This window comes from Ramlibacter sp., from assembly GCF_028291745.1.
Classification (GTDB): domain Bacteria; phylum Pseudomonadota; class Gammaproteobacteria; order Burkholderiales; family Burkholderiaceae_C; genus Ramlibacter.
Genome location: NZ_JAQGNQ010000068.1, coordinates 155,799 through 175,281 on the forward strand (window position 1 = coordinate 155,799; position 19,483 = coordinate 175,281).

Annotated in this window: 20 protein-coding genes; 10 read left to right on the forward strand and 10 right to left on the reverse strand. The window is 66.9% G+C overall.

Annotated features, from left to right (window positions below):
- Positions 1-196: 196 nt before the first annotated feature.
- From pssA to JWP60_RS13120, 4 genes are all read right to left on the reverse strand, one after another.
- The gene (gene pssA / locus JWP60_RS13105; protein ID WP_299791758.1) at positions 197-1,009 is read right to left on the reverse strand and encodes a CDP-diacylglycerol--serine O-phosphatidyltransferase; all 813 of its coding nucleotides are present in this window, start codon (positions 1,007-1,009) and stop codon (positions 197-199) included.
- Positions 1,010-1,198: 189 nt separating this feature from the next.
- The gene (ilvC, locus tag JWP60_RS13110) at positions 1,199-2,215 is read right to left on the reverse strand and encodes a ketol-acid reductoisomerase (RefSeq protein ID WP_299791761.1); all 1,017 of its coding nucleotides are present in this window, start codon (positions 2,213-2,215) and stop codon (positions 1,199-1,201) included.
- A 37-nt stretch (positions 2,216-2,252) separates the two neighbouring features.
- The gene (gene ilvN, locus JWP60_RS13115; protein WP_299791764.1) at positions 2,253-2,744 is read right to left on the reverse strand and encodes an acetolactate synthase small subunit; all 492 of its coding nucleotides are present in this window, start codon (positions 2,742-2,744) and stop codon (positions 2,253-2,255) included.
- A 223-nt stretch (positions 2,745-2,967) separates the two neighbouring features.
- Positions 2,968-4,743 carry an acetolactate synthase 3 catalytic subunit gene (locus JWP60_RS13120; RefSeq protein WP_299791767.1) on the reverse strand — a complete coding sequence of 592 codons (1,776 nt, stop codon included), beginning with the start codon at positions 4,741-4,743 and terminating at the stop codon, positions 2,968-2,970.
- 266 nt (positions 4,744-5,009) lie between these two features.
- Between JWP60_RS13120 and JWP60_RS13125 the strand changes: the two genes are divergently transcribed.
- Genes JWP60_RS13125 through JWP60_RS13150 form a run of 6 tightly spaced genes read left to right on the forward strand, consistent with a single transcriptional unit; the run spans position 5,010 to position 8,260 of the window.
- Positions 5,010-5,576: an RNA polymerase sigma factor gene (locus tag JWP60_RS13125; RefSeq protein WP_299791770.1), complete on the forward strand. Its 567-nt coding sequence runs from the start codon at positions 5,010-5,012 to the stop codon at positions 5,574-5,576.
- Positions 5,573-5,995 carry a DUF3619 family protein gene (locus tag JWP60_RS13130; RefSeq protein ID WP_299791773.1) on the forward strand — a complete coding sequence of 141 codons (423 nt, stop codon included), beginning with the start codon at positions 5,573-5,575 and terminating at the stop codon, positions 5,993-5,995. The genes JWP60_RS13125 and JWP60_RS13130 overlap by 4 nt, the downstream gene beginning before the upstream one ends.
- Before the next feature lie 13 nt (positions 5,996-6,008).
- Positions 6,009-6,764 (forward strand): DUF3106 domain-containing protein, encoded by a 756-nt coding sequence (locus JWP60_RS13135; RefSeq protein ID WP_299791775.1) that lies wholly within the window; start codon positions 6,009-6,011, stop codon positions 6,762-6,764.
- On the forward strand, positions 6,761-7,258 hold the full coding sequence (locus JWP60_RS13140; protein WP_299791778.1) for an RDD family protein: 498 nt from the start codon (positions 6,761-6,763) through the stop codon (positions 7,256-7,258). Before JWP60_RS13135 ends, JWP60_RS13140 begins: the two co-directional genes overlap by 4 nt.
- 16 nt (positions 7,259-7,274) lie before the next feature.
- Positions 7,275-7,682: a diacylglycerol kinase gene (locus tag JWP60_RS13145; protein WP_299791781.1), complete on the forward strand. Its 408-nt coding sequence runs from the start codon at positions 7,275-7,277 to the stop codon at positions 7,680-7,682.
- Positions 7,679-8,260: a TIGR00730 family Rossman fold protein gene (locus tag JWP60_RS13150; RefSeq protein ID WP_299791784.1), complete on the forward strand. Its 582-nt coding sequence runs from the start codon at positions 7,679-7,681 to the stop codon at positions 8,258-8,260. Before JWP60_RS13145 ends, JWP60_RS13150 begins: the two co-directional genes overlap by 4 nt.
- Here JWP60_RS13150 and JWP60_RS13155 read toward each other — a convergent pair.
- On the reverse strand, positions 8,257-8,595 hold the full coding sequence (locus JWP60_RS13155; protein WP_299791787.1) for a P-II family nitrogen regulator: 339 nt from the start codon (positions 8,593-8,595) through the stop codon (positions 8,257-8,259). The genes JWP60_RS13150 and JWP60_RS13155 overlap by 4 nt on opposite strands.
- Positions 8,596-8,685: 90 nt before the next feature.
- Positions 8,686-10,350 carry an NAD+ synthase gene (locus JWP60_RS13160; protein WP_299791790.1) on the reverse strand — a complete coding sequence of 555 codons (1,665 nt, stop codon included), beginning with the start codon at positions 10,348-10,350 and terminating at the stop codon, positions 8,686-8,688.
- Here JWP60_RS13160 and JWP60_RS13165 point away from each other — a divergent pair.
- Positions 10,313-11,503, forward strand: coding sequence for a GNAT family N-acetyltransferase (locus tag JWP60_RS13165; RefSeq protein ID WP_299791793.1), 1,191 nt, complete (start codon positions 10,313-10,315; stop codon positions 11,501-11,503). The two genes, JWP60_RS13160 and JWP60_RS13165, sit on opposite strands and share 38 nt — an antisense overlap.
- 101 nt (positions 11,504-11,604) lie before the next feature.
- On the opposite strand, the gene ppa is transcribed toward JWP60_RS13165, so the two are convergent.
- Positions 11,605-12,150: an inorganic diphosphatase gene (ppa, locus tag JWP60_RS13170; protein ID WP_299791796.1), complete on the reverse strand. Its 546-nt coding sequence runs from the start codon at positions 12,148-12,150 to the stop codon at positions 11,605-11,607.
- A 224-nt stretch (positions 12,151-12,374) separates the two neighbouring features.
- Here ppa and JWP60_RS13175 point away from each other — a divergent pair, with 224 nt between their 5' ends.
- Positions 12,375-14,441: a sodium-translocating pyrophosphatase gene (locus JWP60_RS13175; protein WP_299791799.1), complete on the forward strand. Its 2,067-nt coding sequence runs from the start codon at positions 12,375-12,377 to the stop codon at positions 14,439-14,441.
- 133 nt (positions 14,442-14,574) lie between these two features.
- Here the strand turns inward: JWP60_RS13175 and JWP60_RS13180 are convergent, their stop codons facing one another.
- Entirely contained in the window at positions 14,575-15,159 is a 585-nt protein-coding gene (locus JWP60_RS13180; protein ID WP_299791802.1) for a TetR/AcrR family transcriptional regulator, read from the reverse strand.
- Positions 15,160-15,214: 55 nt separating this feature from the next.
- On the opposite strand from JWP60_RS13180, the gene JWP60_RS13185 reads away from it, so the two are divergent.
- Entirely contained in the window at positions 15,215-16,033 is an 819-nt protein-coding gene (locus tag JWP60_RS13185; protein WP_299791804.1) for a metal-dependent hydrolase, read from the forward strand.
- A 23-nt stretch (positions 16,034-16,056) separates the two neighbouring features.
- Entirely contained in the window at positions 16,057-17,490 is a 1,434-nt protein-coding gene (locus tag JWP60_RS13190; RefSeq protein WP_299791807.1) for an aldehyde dehydrogenase family protein, read from the forward strand.
- Between the two features lie 191 nt (positions 17,491-17,681).
- On the opposite strand, the gene JWP60_RS13195 is transcribed toward JWP60_RS13190, so the two are convergent.
- Both JWP60_RS13195 and JWP60_RS13200 read right to left on the reverse strand, forming a co-directional pair.
- A complete protein-coding gene (locus JWP60_RS13195) occupies positions 17,682-18,299 on the reverse strand; it encodes a hypothetical protein (RefSeq protein ID WP_299791810.1) in 618 nt (205 codons plus the stop codon).
- Positions 18,296-19,480, reverse strand: a complete 1,185-nt coding sequence (locus JWP60_RS13200) for a M48 family metallopeptidase (RefSeq protein ID WP_299791812.1) — start codon at positions 19,478-19,480, stop codon at positions 18,296-18,298. The genes JWP60_RS13195 and JWP60_RS13200 overlap by 4 nt, the downstream gene beginning before the upstream one ends.
- Between the last annotated feature and the right edge of the window lie 3 nt (positions 19,481-19,483).

Genomic DNA, 19,483 nt, shown 5'->3' on the forward strand with positions numbered 1-19,483 from the left:
TCTCGCTGTCAAGGATGGTGGTACCGGCAGCCCCAATGAAAACGGCCCGCTGCTGGTGCAAACGGGCCGTGAAATGGAATTGAAGCGCGCGCGCTCTACCGTCTCCGCCCGTGGGGGGATAGCAGTAGGGCCAGCGCAATGCGGTTCATGGCATCAACTGTAGCACAGGGCATCCAGCGCTCCGCATCAGGGTTTTCTAGCGATGCAAACCCGACTCTTCGGGCTCGTCGGTCGACGTGCTGATCATGCTGGCGCGTTCGCCGCGCGACTTGCGCCAGAAGTAGACGCCGTAGCCGGACAGGCCATACACCACGAAGATCGCGAACAGCACGGCGGGCGGATAGATGTTGATCACGGCGATGCCCAGCGCGATCAGCACGATCACCGCGAAGGGCACGCTCTTCTTCATGTGGATGTCCTTGAAGCTGTAGAACGGCACGTTGGTCACCATCGTGAGGCCCGCGTACAGCGCCACCGCGAACATCACCCACGCGACGTCGTAGGGCTTGACTTCATATTCCGTCATCAGCCAGATGAACCCCGTGACCAGCGCGGCCCCCGCCGGCGAAGGCAGGCCCTGGAAGTAGCGCTTGTCCACCACGCCGGTGTTGACGTTGAAGCGTGCCAGGCGCAACGCGGCGCACGCGCAATAGACGAAGGCGGCGATCCAGCCCCAGCGGCCCAGCCCCTTGAGCGCCCATTCGTAGGCGATCAGTGCGGGCGCGGCGCCGAAGGACACCATGTCGGAGAGCGAATCCATCTGCTCGCCGAAGGCGCTCTGCGTGTTGGTCATGCGGGCGACGCGGCCATCGAGCGCATCGAGCACCATGGCGCAGAAGACGCCGGTGGCGGCCAGGTCGAAGCGGCCGTTCATGGCCATCACCACGGCATAGAAGCCGCCGAACAAGGCGGCCAGCGTGAAAAGGTTGGGCAGGATGTAGATGCCCTTGCGGCGCTTGCGCACCACCACGCCCTCCTCCGGCATCTCGTCCTCATGTCCATCGTGCATTCGGCAAGTGTATAGGGACGCCGAAGCCCGAAAACAGAAGCCGCCCGGAGGCGGCTTGGTGCGGACGCATGGATCTCGGCCTGCGCCGGGATGACATCCAAAGGGGGCCGTGGCCGCCTTGTCAGTTCGCATGGATCCCGGCCTGCGCCGGGATGACATCGAACGGCGGCCGTGGCCGCCCTTTCGATGTCAGTTGCGGGTCTGGTCGACCAGCTTGTTCTTCTTGATCCAGGGCATCATCGCGCGCAGCTGCTCGCCCACCACTTCGATCGAGCTCTCCGCGTTCAGGCGGCGGCGCGACTGCAGCGTCGGGGCGCCGGCGCGGTTCTCGAGGATGAAGCTCTTGGCGTACTCGCCGGTCTGGATGTCCTTGAGCACCTGCTTCATCACCTTCCTGGTCTCCTCGGTGATGATGCGCGGGCCCGTGACGTACTCGCCGTACTCCGCGTTGTTGGAGATCGAATAGTTCATGTTCGCGATGCCGCCTTCGTAGATCAGGTCCACGATCAGCTTCAGCTCGTGCAGGCACTCGAAGTAGGCCATCTCGGGCGCGTAGCCGGCTTCCACCAGCGTCTCGTAGCCGGCCTTGATCAGTTCGACGGTGCCGCCGCACAGCACGGCCTGCTCGCCGAACAGGTCGGTCTCGGTCTCTTCGCGGAAGTTGGTCTCGATGATGCCGGCCTTGCCGCCACCGTTGGCCATCGCGTACGACAGGGCGAGGTCACGGGCCTTGCCGCTCTTGTCGGCCTGCACGGCCACCAGGTGGGGCACGCCGCCGCCTTGGGTGTAGGTGCTGCGCACCGTGTGGCCCGGCGCCTTCGGCGCGACCATCCACACGTCGAGGTCGGCGCGGGGCACGACCTGGCCGTAGTGCACGTTGAAACCGTGCGCGAAGGCGAGCGAAGCGCCTTGCTTGATGTTCGGCTCGACGTCGTTCTTGTACACGGTGGCGATCTGCTCGTCGGGCAGCAGGATCATCACGACGTCGGCGGACTTCACGGCCTCGCCCACTTCGGCGACCTTCAGGCCGGCCTTCTCCACCTTCGGCCAGCTGGCGCCGCCCTTGCGCAGGCCGACGATCACCTTGACGCCGCTGTCGTTCAGGTTCTGCGCGTGCGCGTGGCCTTGCGAGCCGTAGCCGATGATGGCAACCGTCTTGCCCTTGATCAGGCTCAGGTCACAGTCCTTGTCGTAATAAACCTTCATGAGTCTCTCCAGAAAAATGGGTTGATGCGGGGGTGGGTCACACCCGGAGGATGCGTTCGCCGCGGCCGATGCCGCTGGCACCGGTGCGGACGGTTTCGAGGATCGCGCTGCGGTCGATCGCCTGCAGGAACGCGTCGTTCTTGGACTGGTCGCCCGTGAGTTCGATGGTGTAGCTCTTGTCGGTGACGTCGATGACGCGGCCGCGGAAGATGTCCGCCATGCGCTTCATCTCCTCGCGCTCCTTGCCGACGGCGCGCACCTTCACCATCATCAGCTCGCGCTCGGTGTAGCTGCCTTCGGTGAGGTCGACCACCTTGACCACCTCGATCAGGCGGTTCAGGTGCTTGGTGATCTGCTCGATCACGTCCTCGGAACCCGCGGTCTGTATCGTCATGCGCGACAGCGACGGATCTTCCGTCGGCGCCACGGTCAGCGATTCGATGTTGTAGCCGCGGGCCGAGAACAGGCCCACCACGCGGGAAAGTGCGCCGGGCTCGTTTTCGAGCAGCACGGCAATGATGTGCTTCATGAGGATTCCTCTTTTCGCCGCCCTCCCCTGTCACCGGTAAGTGGCAGGCTTGGCGGGCAATAGATTCGTCTTGGATTGCGGGGGGGAAACTTCAAACAACCGGACGCAGAAATCGCAGAAGTTGCGCAGAAGGCGCAGAAGAAAACATTGAGATTTCTTCTCGTCTCTTTTGCGTCTTCTGCGCAACTTCTGCGTCTTCTGCGTCCGGATACTGGGTTTTGAATTAGAGGTCTTCGCTACCCAGCAGCATCTGCGTGATGCCCTGTCCGGCCTTCACCATCGGCCAGACGTTTTCGGTCGGATCGGTGCGGAAGTCCATGAAGACCGTCCGGTCCTTGAGCTTGCGGGCTTCGCGCAGCGCCGGTTCCACGTCCTGCGGCTTTTCGATCAGCATGCCGACGTGGCCATAGGCCTCGGCCAGCTTCACGAAGTCGGGCAGCGCGTCCATGTAGCTGTGGCTGTAGCGGCCCTCGTAATCGACCTGCTGCCACTGGCGCACCATGCCCAGGTAGCGGTTGTTCAGCGACACGATCTTGATCGGCGTCTTGTACTGCAGGCAGGTCGAGAGCTCCTGGATGCACATCTGCACCGAGCCTTCGCCCGTCACGCAGTACACCTCCGAGTCCGGCTTGGCCAGCTTGATGCCCATGGCATACGGAATGCCCACGCCCATGGTGCCCAGGCCGCCGGAGTTGATCCAGCGGCGCGGCTCCTGGAACTTGTAGAACTGCGCGGCCCACATCTGGTGCTGGCCGACATCGGACGTGATGTAGGTATCGACGTCCTTGGTCATGTTCCACAGCGTGTCGATCACGTACTGCGGCTTGATCACGTCGCGGTTGTCGCGGTCGTAGCGCAGGCAGTCCTTCTTGCGCCAGCCGGCTATGGTCTCCCACCAGCCGCCCAGGGCGGCGGCATCGGGCTTGGTGCCCGATTCGCGGATCTGCGAAATCAGTTCGGCCAGCACTTCCTTCACGTCGCCGACGATCGGGATGTCGACCTTCACGCGCTTGGAGATGCTGGAAGGATCCACGTCGATGTGGATGATCTTGCGGTCGCTGGCCGCGAAGTGCTTCGGGTTGCCGATCACGCGGTCGTCGAAACGCGCACCCACGGCCAGCAACACGTCGCAGTTCTGCATCGCGTTGTTCGCCTCGATCGTGCCGTGCATGCCCAGCATGCCGAGGAACTTGGGATCGGTGCCGGAAATCGCGCCCAGCCCCATCAGCGTGTTCGTGCAGGGATAGCCCAGCATGTTGGCCAGCGTGCGCAGTTCCTCGCTGGCATTGCCCAGGATCACGCCGCCACCGGAATAGATGTACGGGCGCTTGGCCGCCAGCAGCAGTTGCAGCGCCTTGCGGATCTGGCCGCCGTGGCCCTTGTGCACCGGCTTGTACGAGCGCATCTCCACCTTGTCCGGGTAGCCGGTCCAGGCGGTCTTGTTGAAGGAGACGTCCTTGGGGATGTCCACCACCACCGGGCCGGGGCGGCCGCTGCGGGCGATGTGGAAGGCCTTCTTCATCACGTCGGCGAGGTCGCGCACGTCCTTGACCAGGAAGTTGTGCTTGACGATGGGGCGGGTGATGCCGACCGTGTCGCATTCCTGGAAGGCATCGAGGCCGATCGCGGCCGTCGGCACCTGCCCGGTGACGATCACCATCGGGGTGGAATCCATGTACGCGGTGGCGATGCCGGTGACCGCATTGGTCACGCCGGGGCCGGAGGTCACCAGGGCCACGCCGACGTCGCCGGTCGCCCGCGCATAGCCGTCGGCCGCATGCACCGCCGCCTGCTCGTGGCGCACCAGCACGTGCTGGATGGTGTCCTGCTTGTAGAAGGCGTCGTAGATGTGCAGCACCGCGCCGCCCGGGTAACCCCAGACGTACTTCACGCCTTCGGCCTGGAGGCACTTGACGAGGATTTCGGCACCGCGGAGGTCTTCGGACTGGCCCGCCGAGGCGGCGGCCGCGGAGCTGAGCTCCGCCTTGGAGATTTCCATGATCAACCTTTAGGGTTTCGCACTACGAACCTTGGGGTGCCCCTTCGCCTGCCCTTGTGGGGCCGCGTCGGGACTTAGAGCACCAGGCCATGGGCGGGCACGTCGCACCGCCGGACCAGGACTCGTTTGCCTGTGACTTGCAGTCGCCATTATTGCACCACGACCGCACGGCCCCCAAGCCCGACTGCAGGAGTGCCATAATTTCCGGCTGCCCGGACGCTGCTGCGGCCTGTGCGCGACAGAACACCAGCCCAGAACCGCCGCCCTTGGCCACCGAACGCGAACTTTCCGACTTCCTGCTCAGCGTCGAGAGGCGTGCCTTCAAGCGCACCGTCTACCACGTACGCGACAATGAGGCAGCCCTCGATATCGTGCAGGACAGCATGATGAAGCTGGCCGAGCACTATGGGGACAAGCCGCCCAACGAGCTGCCCATGCTGTTCCAGCGCATCCTGTCCAACTGCACGCTGGACTGGTTTCGCCGGCAGAAGACCCGCAATGCCCTGTTCTCGAACCTGAGCGACTTCGAATCGGCCTCCGAGGACGGCGATTTCGACCTTCTGGAAACTTATTCGTCCTCCGATCCATCTCAACAGGTCGAAAGTGCGGAAGACTCGACCCGTCGGGCCCAGATCTTGCGCGAGATCGAATCGGAGATCATGGAGCTGCCCGCCCGTCAACGCGAAGCGTTTTTGATGCGTTACTGGGAGGACATGGACGTTGCCGAGACGGCGGCGGCCATGGGCTGCTCGGAAGGCAGTGTCAAAACCCACTGCTCGCGAGCGGTTGCGGCCCTCAGCAAAGCACTGAAGGCGAAGGGAATCCAATTATGACCACCACGGATCTACTGCATGTCCAGAGCCGGGCCGACCAGTTCGGCCAGGCGGTCGCCCTGCGGCTGTCCGGCGGCGCGGGCGAGCTCCCCTACGAGGCGCGCGAGCGCCTGCGTGCCGCCCGCGTGCGCGCCATTGCCGCCCGCAGGAAGCCCGAGGTCGCGCCCCTGGTCGTCGGCCGCGGCGCCTCCGCCACGCTCGCCCTCGGCGAGCGCACCTGGTTCAACCGCATCGCCTCGGTGCTGCCGCTGGTCGTGCTTGCCGCCGGCCTCGTGACGATCCATGCGGTGCAGAAGGACCGCCGCGCCAGCGAGCTGGCCGAAGTCGACGCTGCCCTGCTCACCGACGCTCTCCCGCCGGCCGCCTACGCCGACCCCGGTTTCGCGCAGTACCTGAAGTCCGCCGGCGGCGCGGATTGAGTCGCGTCCGGCGATGACCTTGCGCGCGCGGCTGCTGTCCCTGATCGCCACCGGCCTGCTGGCAGTCGCCCTCGCGCATGCGCAACCGGCGCTGCCGCCGCCCGTGCAGCCCGCGGCAGCCACCCCGGTCCAGCCCGGCACGCCTAGCGGGCCAGCGGCCGCAACTGCGCCGGCCGGCACCACGGTGGCGCAACCCGTCAAGCCCGCGGCCTCGGCGCAGGTGCCCGCCCGCACGGCGGCGGTGCGCCCGGCGTCCGCCCCACGTACGGATGCCAAGCCCACCTGGGCCGAGCTCACGCCGCTGCAGCAGCAATCGCTTGCCCCCCTGGCCGGCACCTGGAAGGTGCTGGGTGAAGCGCACAAGCGCAAGTGGCTGGCGCTGTCCGCGAATTACCCGAGCCTTCCGCCCGCGGAGCAGGCCCTCCTGCATAGCCGCATGACCGAGTGGGCGGCGCTTTCGCCGCAGCAGCGCACGCTGGCCCGGCTGAACTTTGCCCAGGCGCAAACGGTGTCGCCCAACGACAAGCGCGCCAAATGGGAGGCCTACCAGGCGCTTCCGCCCGAGGAAAAGCGCAAGTTCGCCGCCGGGGCGGCCGCGACCAAGCCGCCCCCGCCCACCGCGATCGCCGTCAAGCCGGGGCCGCAGCAGAAGCTGGCGCGGATCCCCAAGCCGCGCCGGGCCAGCAGTGCGGCCCGCATTGCCGTCCTGCCCGGCCAGGTCGACAACAACACCCTGCTGCCGCAGCCGGTCGCTCCCGTCCACCCTTGACTTCTCCTTCCCTCCTGGCCGCGCCCAGCCTGCGCCGCCGCATGGCCTGCTGGTTCTACGAGGCCACCCTGGCGTTCGCCGTCGGCCTGATCGCCACCCTGCTGTTCTCCGTCGCCATCCAGATGCGCAGCGGCATCGACAGCCGGCGCTGGCTGCTGCAGGGTTTCCTGGCGGTGGTGTTCGCCATCTACTTCTCTTTTTTCTGGTCGCAGGGGCAGACGCTGCCGATGAAGACCTGGCGCATCGCCGTGGTCGACCGCCAGGGGCGCGCGCTCACGCAGGGCCGCGCGCTGCTGCGCTACGCCTTTTGCGCGATCTGGGTGCTGCCGCCGCTGGCGAGCGTGGCCGCGCGCCACTTCACGCTGTGGCAGCTGGGCGCGATCTTCTTCGGCTGGATCGGCTTCTGGGCGGTCCTGAGCCTCTTGCATCCGCAGCGGCAGTTCTGGCACGACGCCTGGGCCGGCACCCGGCTGGTCGACGCGGCCCGGCCCTGAGCGACAATCCGGGCCCATGCCCAGCAGCGACGAAGCCCTGAACGAGCCGGTCAACCCGCAGAAAGGCCGCACCGGCTTCAACCGTGTGTGGCACGCCACCGGCTATTCGATGGCCGGCCTGCGTGCCGGCTGGCAGGAGGCCGCCTTCCGGCTGGAAGCCTGCCTGTCCTTCGTGCTGGTGCCGCTGGCCTTCTGGGTCGGGCGCAGCTGGGTGGAGGTCGCCCTGCTGGCCGGCTCGGTGCTGCTGGTGATGATGGTCGAACTGCTCAACACCGGCGTCGAGGCGGCCATCGACCGCATCAGTCTCGAACGCCATCCCTTGTCCAAGCGCGCCAAGGACATGGGCAGTGCCGCCGTCTTCCTCTCGCTGCTGCTCGCGGGCGGCATCTGGGTCGCGGCGCTGCGCAACTTCTTTTTTGCATGAATCCCAGCTTCTCGCTTTGCGTCTATTGCGGCTCGCGTCCCGGCGCCGAGCCGCGCTTCATCGAGGTCGCCCGGCAGGTTGGCCGCTGGATCGGCGAGCACGGCGGCCAGCTCGTCTACGGCGGCGGCAACAACGGCACCATGGGTGCACTGGCCGATGCGGCACTGGCCGCCGGCGCGCGGGTCGTGGGCGTGATTCCGCAATCGATGGTGCAGCGCGAATGGGCCAAGCGCGATTGCACCGAGCTGCATGTGGTGGACAACATGCACCAGCGCAAGAGCATGATGGCCGAGCGCGCCGACGCCTTCCTGGCGCTGCCCGGAGGCATAGGCACCTTCGAGGAGTTCTTCGAGGTGTGGACCTGGCGCGTGCTGGATTTCCACCGCAAGCCGGTGGGCCTGCTCGACCTGGATGGCTACTACCAGGGCCTGCTACAGTTTTTGCAGCACAGCGTGCGCAGGGGCTTCATGAACGACTGGCAGATCGACATGCTCACCGTAGGCAGCGATCCGGATGCGCTGCTGGCCAAGCTGGCGCAGGCCGCGGATCCACGGCCTGCCGACGTGTCTCGAATCTAGACGGCGGACTCGTCGAGTTCGCCGGTGCGGATGCGCACCACGCGCTCGACCGAGGTGATGAAGATCTTGCCGTCGCCGATCTTGCCGGTGCGCGCGGCCTTGATGATGGCGTCGACGCAGCGGTCGACGTCGTCGTCCTTCACCACCACTTCGACCTTCACCTTGGGCAGGAAGTCCACGACGTATTCGGCGCCGCGATAAAGCTCGGTGTGCCCCTTCTGCCGGCCGAAGCCCTTGACCTCGGTGACCGTCAGCCCCGTGACCCCGCAGTCCGCCAACGCCTCGCGGACCTCCTCCAGCTTGAAGGGTTTGACGACGGCGGTGATCTGCTTCATGGGACTCTTCTCCAGGATCGTTTTGAAAATGCCAGGCTTCCTTGCACTGACTAGCCACTTCGAAAAGTCGCTTGCGACTTTTCGAAGTGTTCAAGCCAGGAACTTGCCGGTTATAGGATAGCGCCAATCCTTGCCGAAGCCGCGGTGGGTGACACGGATGCCCACCGGCGCCTGCCGCCGCTTGTATTCGTTGATGCGCACCAGACGCGCCACGCGCTCCACCACCTCGCGTTCAAAGCCGGCGGCCACGACCTCCTCGATGCCCTGGTCGTTCTCCATGTAGCGCGTGAGGATGGCGTCCAGGATCTCGTAGGGCGGCAGGCTGTCCTGGTCCACCTGGTCGGCCCGCAGTTCGGCGCTGGGCGGACGGGTGATGATGCGATCGGGGATCGGATTGAGCCCGGTGCCGAAGGGATCGTTCTCGTTGCGCCAGCGCGCGAGCTTGAACACGGTGGTCTTCAGCAGGTCCTTGATCACCGCGAAGCCGCCGGCCATGTCGCCGTACAGCGTGCAGTAGCCGGTGGCCATCTCGCTCTTGTTGCCGGTGGTCAGCACGATGCTGCCGAACTTGTTGGACAGCGCCATCAGCAGCACGCCGCGGATGCGCGCCTGGATGTTCTCCTCGGTGGTGTCCTCGGCGCGCCCTTCGAACTCCTTGGCGAGCGACTGCTTGAAGGCCTCGAACTCCGGCTTGATCGAGATCTCGTCGTAGCGCACGCCCAGGCGCTCGGACATGTCGCGCGCATCGATCCACGAGATGTCCTGCGTGTAGGGCGAAGGCATCATCACCGCGCGGACCCGGTCGGCACCGAGCGCATCGACCGCGACGGCCAGCACCAGCGCGGAATCGATGCCGCCCGAGAGGCCCAGCAGCACACCGGGGAAGCCGTTCTTGCCGATGTAGTCGCGCACGCCCATCACCAGCGCGTGCCAGATCTCCTCCTCGTCGGAGAGGTCGGGCGCAATCGGACCGGACAGCTGGAAGCACTGCGGACCGGGCGTCGCCTGCACGTAGAACAGGTCCTCGCAGAAGGCCGGCGCCCGCGCCGCCAGCGAGCCGTCGGCGTTGACCGCGAACGAGCCGCCGTCGAAGATCACCTCGTCCTGTCCGCCCACGAGGTGCGCGTAGATCAGGGGCAGGTTCACCGCCTTGGCGCGCTCGGCCATCTGCGCGATGCGCTCGGTGACCTTGCCCACGTGCATGGGGGACGCGTTGGGCACCACCAGCAGCTGCGCGCCGGAGACCCGCGCGAGCTCCGCCGGCTCCTCGAACCAGGCGTCTTCGCAGATCAGCAGGCCGACGCTCACGTCCTCCACCTGGAACACGCAGGTGCCCTGGCCGCGGGTGAAGTAGCGGTACTCGTCGAACACCTTGTAATTCGGCAGTTCGCGCTTGGCATAGGACTCCAGCACCTTGCCTTCGCACAGCACGCTGGCGGCGTTGTAGCGCATCTGCACTTCGACCGACTTGCGCCGCAGCGAGCCGCCGCGCGGGTGGCCGACCACCACGTGCAGCCCCTTCAACCCCGCGAGCTCGCGGGCCACCATTTTCACGGCATCATCGCAGGCAGCGATGAAGGCCGGGCGCAGCAGCAGGTCCTCCGCCGGATAACCGCAGATGGAGAGCTCGGGGGTGAGCACCAGGCGCGCCCCGTTCTCGTAGGCCGTGCGCGCCGCGGCGATGATTTTTTGCGCATTGCCCGTCATGTCACCGACGATGACATTGAGCTGGGCGGTACAGATTGTGAGTGCCATTTCAGACGTGCCAGACCTCTCGAACGATTATGGTACCCGGGTGCTGCTTCCGTCGGAGATCGATGCCGGCCGATGGAACGCGCTGCTCGCGCATGCGGGCGGCTCGCCCTTCATGCGCCACGAGTATCTCGCCGCCATGCAGGACAGCGGCAGCGCGGTGCGCACCACGGGGTGGACACCGCAGTTCCTCACGCTCTGGCGCGAGGGCGAGCTCGAGGCCGCGTGCCCGCTGTACCTGAAGAGCCATTCCTACGGCGAATACGTGTTCGACTGGGCCTGGGCCAATGCCTACGAACAGCATGGGCTGCGCTATTACCCCAAGGCGCTGACGGCGGTGCCCTTCACGCCGGTACCGGGGCCGCGCCTGCTGGCCCGCGATGCGCCAGCGCGTGCGGCCCTGGTGCGGTCGCTGCTGGCCTGGTGCAAGCAGAAGAAGGTGTCGTCCTGGCACCTGCTGTTCGCCAGCGACGAGGACGTGCAGGCCTGCAGCGAGGCAGGCCTGATGCTGCGGCACACGGTGCAGTTCCACTGGATGAACACCGCTTACGCGGACTTCGACGCCTTCCTCGCCAGCCTCACCCAGGACAAGCGCAAGAAGATCCGGCAGGAGCGGCGCAAGGTGGCCGAGGCCGGCGTGGTGTTCCGCCATGCGCGGGGCACGGAGATCGGCGAGCGCGATTGGGATTTCTTCTACCGCTGCTACGAGCGCACCTACCTGGAGCACGGCAACGCGCCCTACCTGAGCCGCGACTTCTTCCGGCGCATGGCCGGCACGATGCCGGAGAACTGGCTTCTCTTCATCGCCGAACGCGCGGGCCAGGCGATCGCCAGCAGCCTGATCGGAATCGGCGGCGAGGTCGCCTACGGTCGCTACTGGGGTGCGCTGGAGCGCGTGGACTGCCTGCACTTCGAGGCGTGCTACTACCAGCCGCTGGAATGGTGCATCGCCAACGGCATCGAGCGCTTCGAGGGTGGCGCGCAGGGCGAGCACAAGATGGCGCGCGCCCTGATGCCGGTGAAGACCACCAGCGCGCACTGGCTCGCGCATCCCGCGTTTGCCGACGCGGTGGAGAAATTCCTGGCGCGCGAGGACCGGGGGATCGAGGGCTACCTGGAACACCTCGAGGAACGTTCGCCATTCCGGCATCCGTAGGGTGGGCTGCCCGCAGGGCATCCCACCGTGCGCGGGGACGGTGGAGTGCGCTACGCGCAATCCACCCTACATGAACCCTAAGTGGCAGCGCCGGATCCGACTCACCCCTGCTGCGGATTCGCCTTGTTGTACGCCTCGATGCCGCGAAGCACTTCCTGCCGTGCGGACTCGGGCCCTTCCCAGCCCAGCACCTTCACCCACTTGCCGGGCTCCAGGTCCTTGTAGTGTTCGAAGAAGTGGGCGATGGTCTTCAGCCGCAGCGGGTTGAGATCTTCCGGCTTCTGCCACTGCGTGTAGATCGCCAGGATCTTGTCGATCGGCACGGCCAGCACCTTGCCGTCTTCGCCCGCCTCGTCTTCCATCTTCAGGATGCCGATCGGCCGGCAGGGCACCACGACGCCGGGAATCAGCGGCACCGGCGTGATCACGAGCACGTCCACCGGGTCGCCGTCGCCGCTGATCGTCCTGGGCACGTAGCCGTAGTTGGTCGGGTAGTGCATCGCGGTGCTCATGAAGCGGTCCACGAAGATCGCGCCGGTCTCCTTGTCCACCTCGTACTTCACGGGGTCGGCGTTCATCGGGATCTCGATGATCACGTTGAAGGCATCGGGGACGTTCTTGCCGGGGGTGACGAGGTCGAGGGACATGGGTTCGGTCTGGAGCCTGGTTGAGCGATCGGGAGAAACCCTGATTTTAGTCAATGCGCCCCGCATCTCGCGGCGCCTGTCGTTTCTGTGTAAACCCTTTGCTGCTAGAGTGCGCCCGTTGGCCAATCGTCTCCTGCCATACGGAGTCACGAGGAAGCAACGCAGCGGGGGTTCCGCAGCGTTGGCCCCCTCGCAAAGACACTGAAACGACAGGAGAAAACTTGATGACTGGCAATTCGCCGCTGTTATTGGCTCTCGTGTGTGCGCTCGCCGCGGTGGGCTACGGCTTCTGGGCCCGCAGCTGGATCCTGGCCCAGGACGCTGGCAACGCCCGCATGCAGGAAATCGCCGCCGCCGTGCAGGCCGGCGCCGCCGCCTACCTGGCACGGCAGTACCGCACGATCGCCATCGTCGGCGTCGTGCTCGCAATCCTCATCGGCCTCTTCCTCGACGTGCAGACCGCGGTCGGCTTCATCATCGGCGCGGTGCTTTCGGGGGCCTGCGGCTTCATCGGCATGAACGTCTCGGTGCGCGCCAACGTGCGCACCGCGCAGGCCGCCACCCGAGGCATCGGCCCGGCACTGGACGTCGCCTTCCGCGGCGGCGCCATCACCGGCATGCTGGTGGTGGGGCTGGGCCTGCTGGGGGTGACCGGCTTCTACTGGTTCCTCGCCGGCAACGGCAACCCGGCGCCAGACCAGCCGCTCGCCACGCTGCTCAATCCGCTGATCGGGTTTGCCTTCGGCTCCTCGCTGATCTCCATCTTCGCGCGGCTGGGCGGCGGCATCTTCACCAAGGGTGCCGACGTCGGCGCCGACCTGGTGGGCAAGGTCGAAGCAGGCATCCCCGAGGACGATCCGCGCAACCCCGCGGTGATCGCCGACAACGTGGGCGACAACGTCGGCGACTGCGCCGGCATGGCCGCCGACCTGTTCGAGACTTACGCGGTGACGCTGATCGCCACCATGGTCCTGGGCGCGCTGCTGATCTCGGCGGCACCGACCAATGCCGTGATGTACCCGCTGGCCCTGGGCGCGGTGTCGATCATCGCCTCCATCGTCGGCTGCTTCTTCGTGAAGGCCTCGCCCGGCATGAAGAACGTGATGCCCGCGCTGTACAAGGGCCTGATCGTGGCCGGCGTGCTGTCGCTGATCGCCTTCTTCTTCGTCACCAAGTGGCTGATGCCGGACAACGCGCTCGGCGTCCCCGGCAGCCAGATGAAGCTGTTCGGCGCCTGCGTGGTCGGCCTTGCCCTCACCGGCCTGCTGGTGTGGATCACCGAGTACTACACGGGCACGCAGTACGCCCCCGTGCAGCACGTGGCGCAGGCCTCCACCACCGGGCACGGCACCAACATCATCGCGGGTCTTGGCGTGTCGATGAAGTCGACGGCGTGGCCGGTGGTCTGCGTCTGCCTGGCCATCTTCACCTCGTACTGGCTGGCCGGCCTGTACGGCATCGCGATCGCGGCGACCGCCATGCTGTCGATGGCCGGCATCGTCGTGGCGCTGGACGCCTACGGCCCGATCACGGACAACGCCGGCGGCATCGCCGAGATGGCGGAGATGCCCGCCTCGGTGCGCGAGATCACCGACCCACTGGACGCGGTGGGCAACACCACCAAGGCGGTCACCAAGGGCTATGCGATCGGTTCGGCCGGTCTGGCCGCGCTGGTGCTGTTCGCCGACTACACGCACAAGCTGGAGAGCTATGGCCGCCACGTGAGCTTCGACCTGTCGGACCCGATGGTGATCATCGGCCTGTTCATCGGCGGCCTGATCCCTTACCTGTTCGGGGCGATGGCGATGGAGGCCGTGGGCCGCGCGGCCGGCGCGGTGGTGGTCGAAGTGCGCCGCCAGTTCCGCGAGATCAAGGGCATCATGGAAGGCACGGCCAAGCCCGAATACGGCGTGGCGGTCGACATGCTCACCAAGGCGGCGATCAAGGAAATGATGATCCCGTCGCTGCTGCCGGTGGTGGTGCCCATCGTCGTCGGCCTGGTGCTCGGACCGAAGGCACTCGGCGGCCTGTTGATGGGAACGATCGTCACCGGCCTGTTCGTGGCGATCTCGATGTGCACGGGCGGCGGCGCCTGGGACAACGCCAAGAAGTACATCGAAGACGGCCACCACGGCGGCAAGGGCTCGGACGCGCACAAGGCGGCCGTCACGGGCGACACCGTCGGCGACCCTTACAAGGACACGGCGGGTCCCGCGGTGAACCCGCTGATCAAGATCATCAACATCGTGGCGCTGCTGATCGTGCCGCTGGTGGTGAAGTTCCACTCCTGAGGTCGCGGATGTCATTGCGGGCTTGACCCGCAATCCACGCGGCGCTTGTGCATGCGCTGTCGTGGATCCCGGGTCAAGCCCGGGATGACATCCATGAAGCCCGGGATGACATCCTTCTCCACTGGTCCGCGCCTCACCCGGCGCGGTGCACCACCGCCTTCACCAGTTCGGCCGCAGTCCCCGTCAGTGCGGGCAACTGCGCGACCCGGCCCTCTTCGATCGCCTGCAGCACCAGCTCGTGGATGCCGCCGACCACCGCCATGGCCAGCTGCGCGCTCACCCTCTTCGCACCGCCTTCGTTGACCACGGCCAGCATGAACTCGGCCAGCTCGCGGTTCACGCGCCGCCGCGCTTCCAGGCCCTGCGCACCCAAGGCGAGGATTTCGGTGAACAGCGTGCGCATCAGCACCGGACTGCTTGCCATCGCGCCGAGATAGGCGCCCAGCGCGCGCTCCAGTTGCTCCTCCCAGCCGTGCGAAGGGTCGATCGCATCGCGCAGCACCTGCAGCACGTTGTGCGACGCGGCCTCGTACAGCGCGATGAAGCATTCCGCCTTGTCGCTGAACTGCTCGTAAAACGTGCGGCGCGACACGCTCGCCTCGCGCACGACATCCGCGATGGTGGTCTCGGCATAGCCCTTGTCGGCCACCGACTGCGCCATGCCGTGCAGCAGGCGGCCACGGTGTTCCTGCGTGATTGACAGGTCCCAGTGCTTCATGCGAACATGGTACCAGTGCGTACCAATGGCGTACGCCATTCTTTTGCCAGGCCCCATGACCGATCTCGTCGTCCGCCGCCTCCTCGTCGACATGGAGGCCCCGGTCGCCCGCCACTGGTGTGCGGGCGACGCTTTCCGCAGCGCGCTGTTCAATGCGCTGTCGATGAGCTTTCCCTTCGGCGAGCAGTTCTTCATCGACTCGGTGCGCAACGGCTTCAAGGAGCTGTCGCCCGAACAGCAGGAGCGCTTCCGCGCCGAAGTGCAGGGCTTCGTCGGCCAGGAGGCCACGCACCGCCGCCTGCACGCGCTGTACAACGGCCACCTCGAAAAGCTGGGCCTGCGCAACGACTGGGAGCCGCGCGCGCGCAATCGCCTGAAGCTGCTGGAAGGCCAGGACGTGCGCCACTGGCTGGGCATCACGGCCGCCAACGAGCACTTCACCGCCATCTTCGCGGACTACCTGCTGCACAACGCCGACCTGCTGGGCGAGCAGGACGCGCGGCTGGCCACGCTCTGGCTGTGGCACAGCTCGGAGGAGTCGGAGCACAAGACCGTCGCCTTCGACCTGTACCAGGCCCTGGGCGGCGGCGAAGAGTGGCGCCTGAAGTGGATGCGTCGCACCACGCTGTTCTTTCTTACCGACGCCCTGCGGCAGACCATCACCAACCTGCGCTGCGACGGCACGCTGTGGAAATGGAGCACGTGGAAGAGCGGCGCGCAGTTTCTGTTCGGCAAGCGCGGCCTGATCACGCTCACGTACCGGCCGTGGCGCGACTACTTCCGCGCGGACTTCCATCCGAACCAGCAGGACTCGAGCGCCGCCGTGCGCTGGCTCACCGAGCACCGCGACCAGTTCGTGCCGGTCGGCGCGTAGACGCGCTGGCGCACAATCGCGCCATGCAGCTCCACTTCATCGCCAACGCGCCGGTGCGGTCCTCGTCCGAGCGCACCCTGCCCGTCATCGACCCGTCGGACGGCCAGCCCTACGACACGATCCAGCGCGGCACGCCCGAAGACATCGATGCCGCCGTGCGCGCGGCGCGCCAGTGCTTCGAAGGGCCGTGGGGCAAGCTGAGCGCGGCAGAGCGCGGCCGGCTCCTGATGCGCCTGTCGCTCAAGGTCTCGGCGTGCAGCGAGGAACTGGCGGCCATCGAGCAACGCGATTGCGGCAAGCCCACCAAGCAGGCGCGCGCCGATGCGCTGGCACTGGCCCGCTACTTCGAGTTCTATGCCGGCGCCTGCGACAAGCTGCATGGCGAGACCCTGCCTTACCAGGAAGGCTACACGGTGCTGACGTGGCGCGAGCCGCACGGCGTCACCGGGCACGTCATTCCCTGGAACTACCCGATGCAGATCTTCGGCCGCAGCGTGGGTGGCGCGCTGGCCGCGGGCAATGCCTGCGTGGTGAAGCCTTCCGAGGACGCCTGCGTGTCGCTGATCCGCGTGGCGCAACTGGCCGCGGAGGTGGGCTTTCCCGCCGGTGCGATCAACATCGTCACCGGCCTGGGCCACGAGGTGGGCGACGCGCTGGCGCGCCACGCCGGCGTGGACCACATCAGCTTCACGGGCAGTCCGCGGGTGGGCACGCTGATCCAGCAGGCGGCGGCGGAGCGGCACTGCCCCGTGACGCTGGAGCTCGGTGGCAAGAGCCCGCAGATCGTGTTTGCCGATGCGGACCTGGAGCAGGTGCTGCCGACGGTGGTGAACGCCATCGTGCAGAACGCCGGCCAGACCTGCTCCGCGGGCTCGCGCCTGCTGGTGGAGGACAGCGTCTACGAACCGCTGCTGGAGCGCCTCGGCGAGGCCTTCACCCGGCTGCGCGTGGGCCCCGCTGCGATGGACCTGGACGTCGGCCCCTTGATCCGCCAGTCGCAGCAGCAGCGCGTGTGGGACTTCCTCTCCGACGCGCAGCACGCGGGCATCAGCCTGGTGGCGCAGGGCACGGTGGTGGACGAAGCGCCGCAGTCCGGCTTCTACCAGGCGCCGACCCTGTTGCGTGACGTGCCGGTGGCGCACCGTCTCGCGCAGGAGGAAGTGTTCGGCCCGGTGCTGGCGGCCATGCGCTTTCGCGACGAGGATCACGCGGTGGAACTCGCGAACGCCACGCGCTTCGGCCTGGTCGCCGGCGTCTGGACACGCGATGGTGGACGCATGTTGCGCATGGCCAGGCGCGTGCGCAGCGGCCAGGTCTTCATCAACAACTATGGCGCCGGCGGCGGCGTCGAATTGCCTTTCGGCGGCGTGAAGTCCTCGGGCCACGGGCGCGAAAAGGGCTTCGAGGCGCTGTACGGATTCACGACGCTGAAGACGGTGGCGATCAGGCACGGGTGATCGCCGCGGGGCCGATGCGTAGGGCCATGAGGTCGCACAGGCCGGTGGGCTGCGCCCGGCCAACGCAGAAGGCGCAGAAGTGACGCAGAACACGCAGAAAAAGCCTTGGAAGTTTTCTGCGCCTTCTGCGTGCTTCTGCGCCTTCTGCGTTCAAGAAAGCGTGGCTCAGGCGCCGTCCCGCTTACGCCACCTCACCCCTTCGCCGCTTCCTTCACCCGCGCCGTCTTCACCACCGCCTCCGCCATCGGCAGCAGCCGGCGGAAGAACGACAGCTTCGGTGCCACGAAGGTCGCCGCATACAGTTCCTCGCCGTACATGGCGTCCGGCCGCACCGCGACCCAGCCTACGCCCTGCATGTCCAGGTCGTCGCGGCGGCGGGCCAGCGTGAATTCGAAGCGCACGCCCCTCTGGCCGGCAAAGACGGTCGGCTCCATCTTCGTGATGTTCACCGTGCCGGCCGTCGCATAGAGCTCCTCGAACAGGCTCACCAGCTTCTCGGGCGTCAGGCCCTGGCGGAACGTGGGCACGCGCGGCGCCTTGGCATCGGCCTCGCGCGAGAACAGCGCCGGCTTGGTCATCAGCGCCTGGCCCGGACGCACGCCGCCCCAGAAGCGCAGGTGATCGAGCGGAATGCCGTCCTGCGTCCACGTGTCGTAGGGATCCACGTCCCAGGGATCGCTCACCCGGTTCCACGCTTCGGTGAGGTGCACGGTCAGGCGGCCGTTGACCACCTGGTCGCCCTCCATGCGGCTGACGTTCGCGCAGGCAGCCAGCAGCAGGGCCAGCAACAGCGATGCGAGCCGCTTCATGGCTTCATTTCCGTGAGGTAGCTGCGCACCATGGCGGCATCGGGTGCCTGCGGCGCCTGGGCCAGATAGCTTTCGAAGGCACGCACCGCCGCGGCCGGGTCGCGGCGCTGCTGGTGGATCAGGCCCAGCGAGCGAAAGGTCTCGGGCGGTGCCTTGATGATGCCGCTGGCCACGTTCAGGTCGGCCAGCGCGCGCTCGGTATCGCCGCCGTCATCACGCAGCCGATAGACCTCGCCGCGCGCGTACAGCACCTGCACGTCGCGCGGGTCCTTCTTCAGCATGCGGTCGAACAGCACCAGGCTCTCCTCGTACTGGCCGCGCTTGATCTCGTCCTGCAGCCAGCCCAGGCGCAGCGGCGCGATCGCCTTGCCATAGCTTTCCTCGCCGACGATGCCGCCCGCGGTGCCGGCGAGCTGCAGCAGTTCGTCGCGCCGGCCCTCGGTGGCCGGGTGGGTCTCGAAGATGTCGCCGGTCTTGCCCGCGTCCTTGCCGCCGGTGATCTTCATCTCCGTCAGCAGGTTGTCCCAGATGGTCGCGGCCTCGCGGCCGTCGTAGCCGGCATGCCGCATCAGGCGCATGCCCATGCGGTCGGCACGCGACTCGTGCTCGCGCGAGAACGAGTACATGCCGGCGGCCAGGCCGATCTGGCCGACCATGGTGCCCAGCCCGCCGACCAGCCCCACCATCGTGGAAAGCACTGCCGTCTGCTCGGCGGCGCGCAGCTGTTCCACCGTGTGGCGCTCCAGGTAGTGACCGAGCTCGTGCCCCAGCACGGCGGCCAGCTGCGCCTCGTTCTCGGCGCGCAGCATCAGGCCGCTCCACACGATCAGCATGCCGTTGGGTGCCATCATGGCGTTGAAGTGCGGCTGCCGCACCGGGTAGATGCGGATGTCCGGGCAGTGCCCTTCGGTCAGGCGGCAGACCAGGTCCGTGAGATAGGTCTGCAGCGCCTGGTCCTTGATGGTCAGCGGGCTGCGCCGCAGGCGCGACTCCTCGCGGTCCATCATGCCCCAGAGGCCGCCTTCGTCAGTGTCGGCCGCAGGACGGGTGAAGCGCGGCGGCACCTGGATCGACGAGAGGTCCTGGGCAAACGCCGGCAGTGCCGCCAGCGCGCCAATGCCCGCGCAATGGCCGCAGGCGGAGCGCAGGAAGTTGCGGCGGCTGGAATCGTGCTTGTTCATGGC

Excerpts from the sequence above, each read along its gene's own strand:
- JWP60_RS13150 (WP_299791784.1), top strand. The coding sequence starts at position 7,679 with ATGAATCCCAGCTTCTCGCTTTGCGTCTATTGCGGCTCGCGTCCCGGC.
- pssA (WP_299791758.1), bottom strand. The coding sequence starts at position 1,009 with ATGCACGATGGACATGAGGACGAGATGCCGGAGGAGGGCGTGGTGGTG.
- ilvN (WP_299791764.1), bottom strand. The coding sequence starts at position 2,744 with ATGAAGCACATCATTGCCGTGCTGCTCGAAAACGAGCCCGGCGCACTT.
- JWP60_RS13165 (WP_299791793.1), top strand. The coding sequence starts at position 10,313 with ATGACATTGAGCTGGGCGGTACAGATTGTGAGTGCCATTTCAGACGTG.
- JWP60_RS13155 (WP_299791787.1), bottom strand. The coding sequence starts at position 8,595 with ATGAAGCAGATCACCGCCGTCGTCAAACCCTTCAAGCTGGAGGAGGTC.
- ilvC (WP_299791761.1), bottom strand. The coding sequence starts at position 2,215 with ATGAAGGTTTATTACGACAAGGACTGTGACCTGAGCCTGATCAAGGGC.
- JWP60_RS13175 (WP_299791799.1), top strand. The coding sequence starts at position 12,375 with ATGACTGGCAATTCGCCGCTGTTATTGGCTCTCGTGTGTGCGCTCGCC.
- JWP60_RS13200 (WP_299791812.1), bottom strand. The coding sequence starts at position 19,480 with ATGAACAAGCACGATTCCAGCCGCCGCAACTTCCTGCGCTCCGCCTGC.
- JWP60_RS13185 (WP_299791804.1), top strand. The coding sequence starts at position 15,215 with ATGACCGATCTCGTCGTCCGCCGCCTCCTCGTCGACATGGAGGCCCCG.
- JWP60_RS13195 (WP_299791810.1), bottom strand. The coding sequence starts at position 18,299 with ATGAAGCGGCTCGCATCGCTGTTGCTGGCCCTGCTGCTGGCTGCCTGC.
- JWP60_RS13180 (WP_299791802.1), bottom strand. The coding sequence starts at position 15,159 with ATGAAGCACTGGGACCTGTCAATCACGCAGGAACACCGTGGCCGCCTG.
- ppa (WP_299791796.1), bottom strand. The coding sequence starts at position 12,150 with ATGTCCCTCGACCTCGTCACCCCCGGCAAGAACGTCCCCGATGCCTTC.
- JWP60_RS13135 (WP_299791775.1), top strand. The coding sequence starts at position 6,009 with ATGACCTTGCGCGCGCGGCTGCTGTCCCTGATCGCCACCGGCCTGCTG.
- JWP60_RS13160 (WP_299791790.1), bottom strand. The coding sequence starts at position 10,350 with ATGGCACTCACAATCTGTACCGCCCAGCTCAATGTCATCGTCGGTGAC.
- JWP60_RS13120 (WP_299791767.1), bottom strand. The coding sequence starts at position 4,743 with ATGGAAATCTCCAAGGCGGAGCTCAGCTCCGCGGCCGCCGCCTCGGCG.
- JWP60_RS13145 (WP_299791781.1), top strand. The coding sequence starts at position 7,275 with ATGCCCAGCAGCGACGAAGCCCTGAACGAGCCGGTCAACCCGCAGAAA.
- JWP60_RS13130 (WP_299791773.1), top strand. The coding sequence starts at position 5,573 with ATGACCACCACGGATCTACTGCATGTCCAGAGCCGGGCCGACCAGTTC.
- JWP60_RS13190 (WP_299791807.1), top strand. The coding sequence starts at position 16,057 with ATGCAGCTCCACTTCATCGCCAACGCGCCGGTGCGGTCCTCGTCCGAG.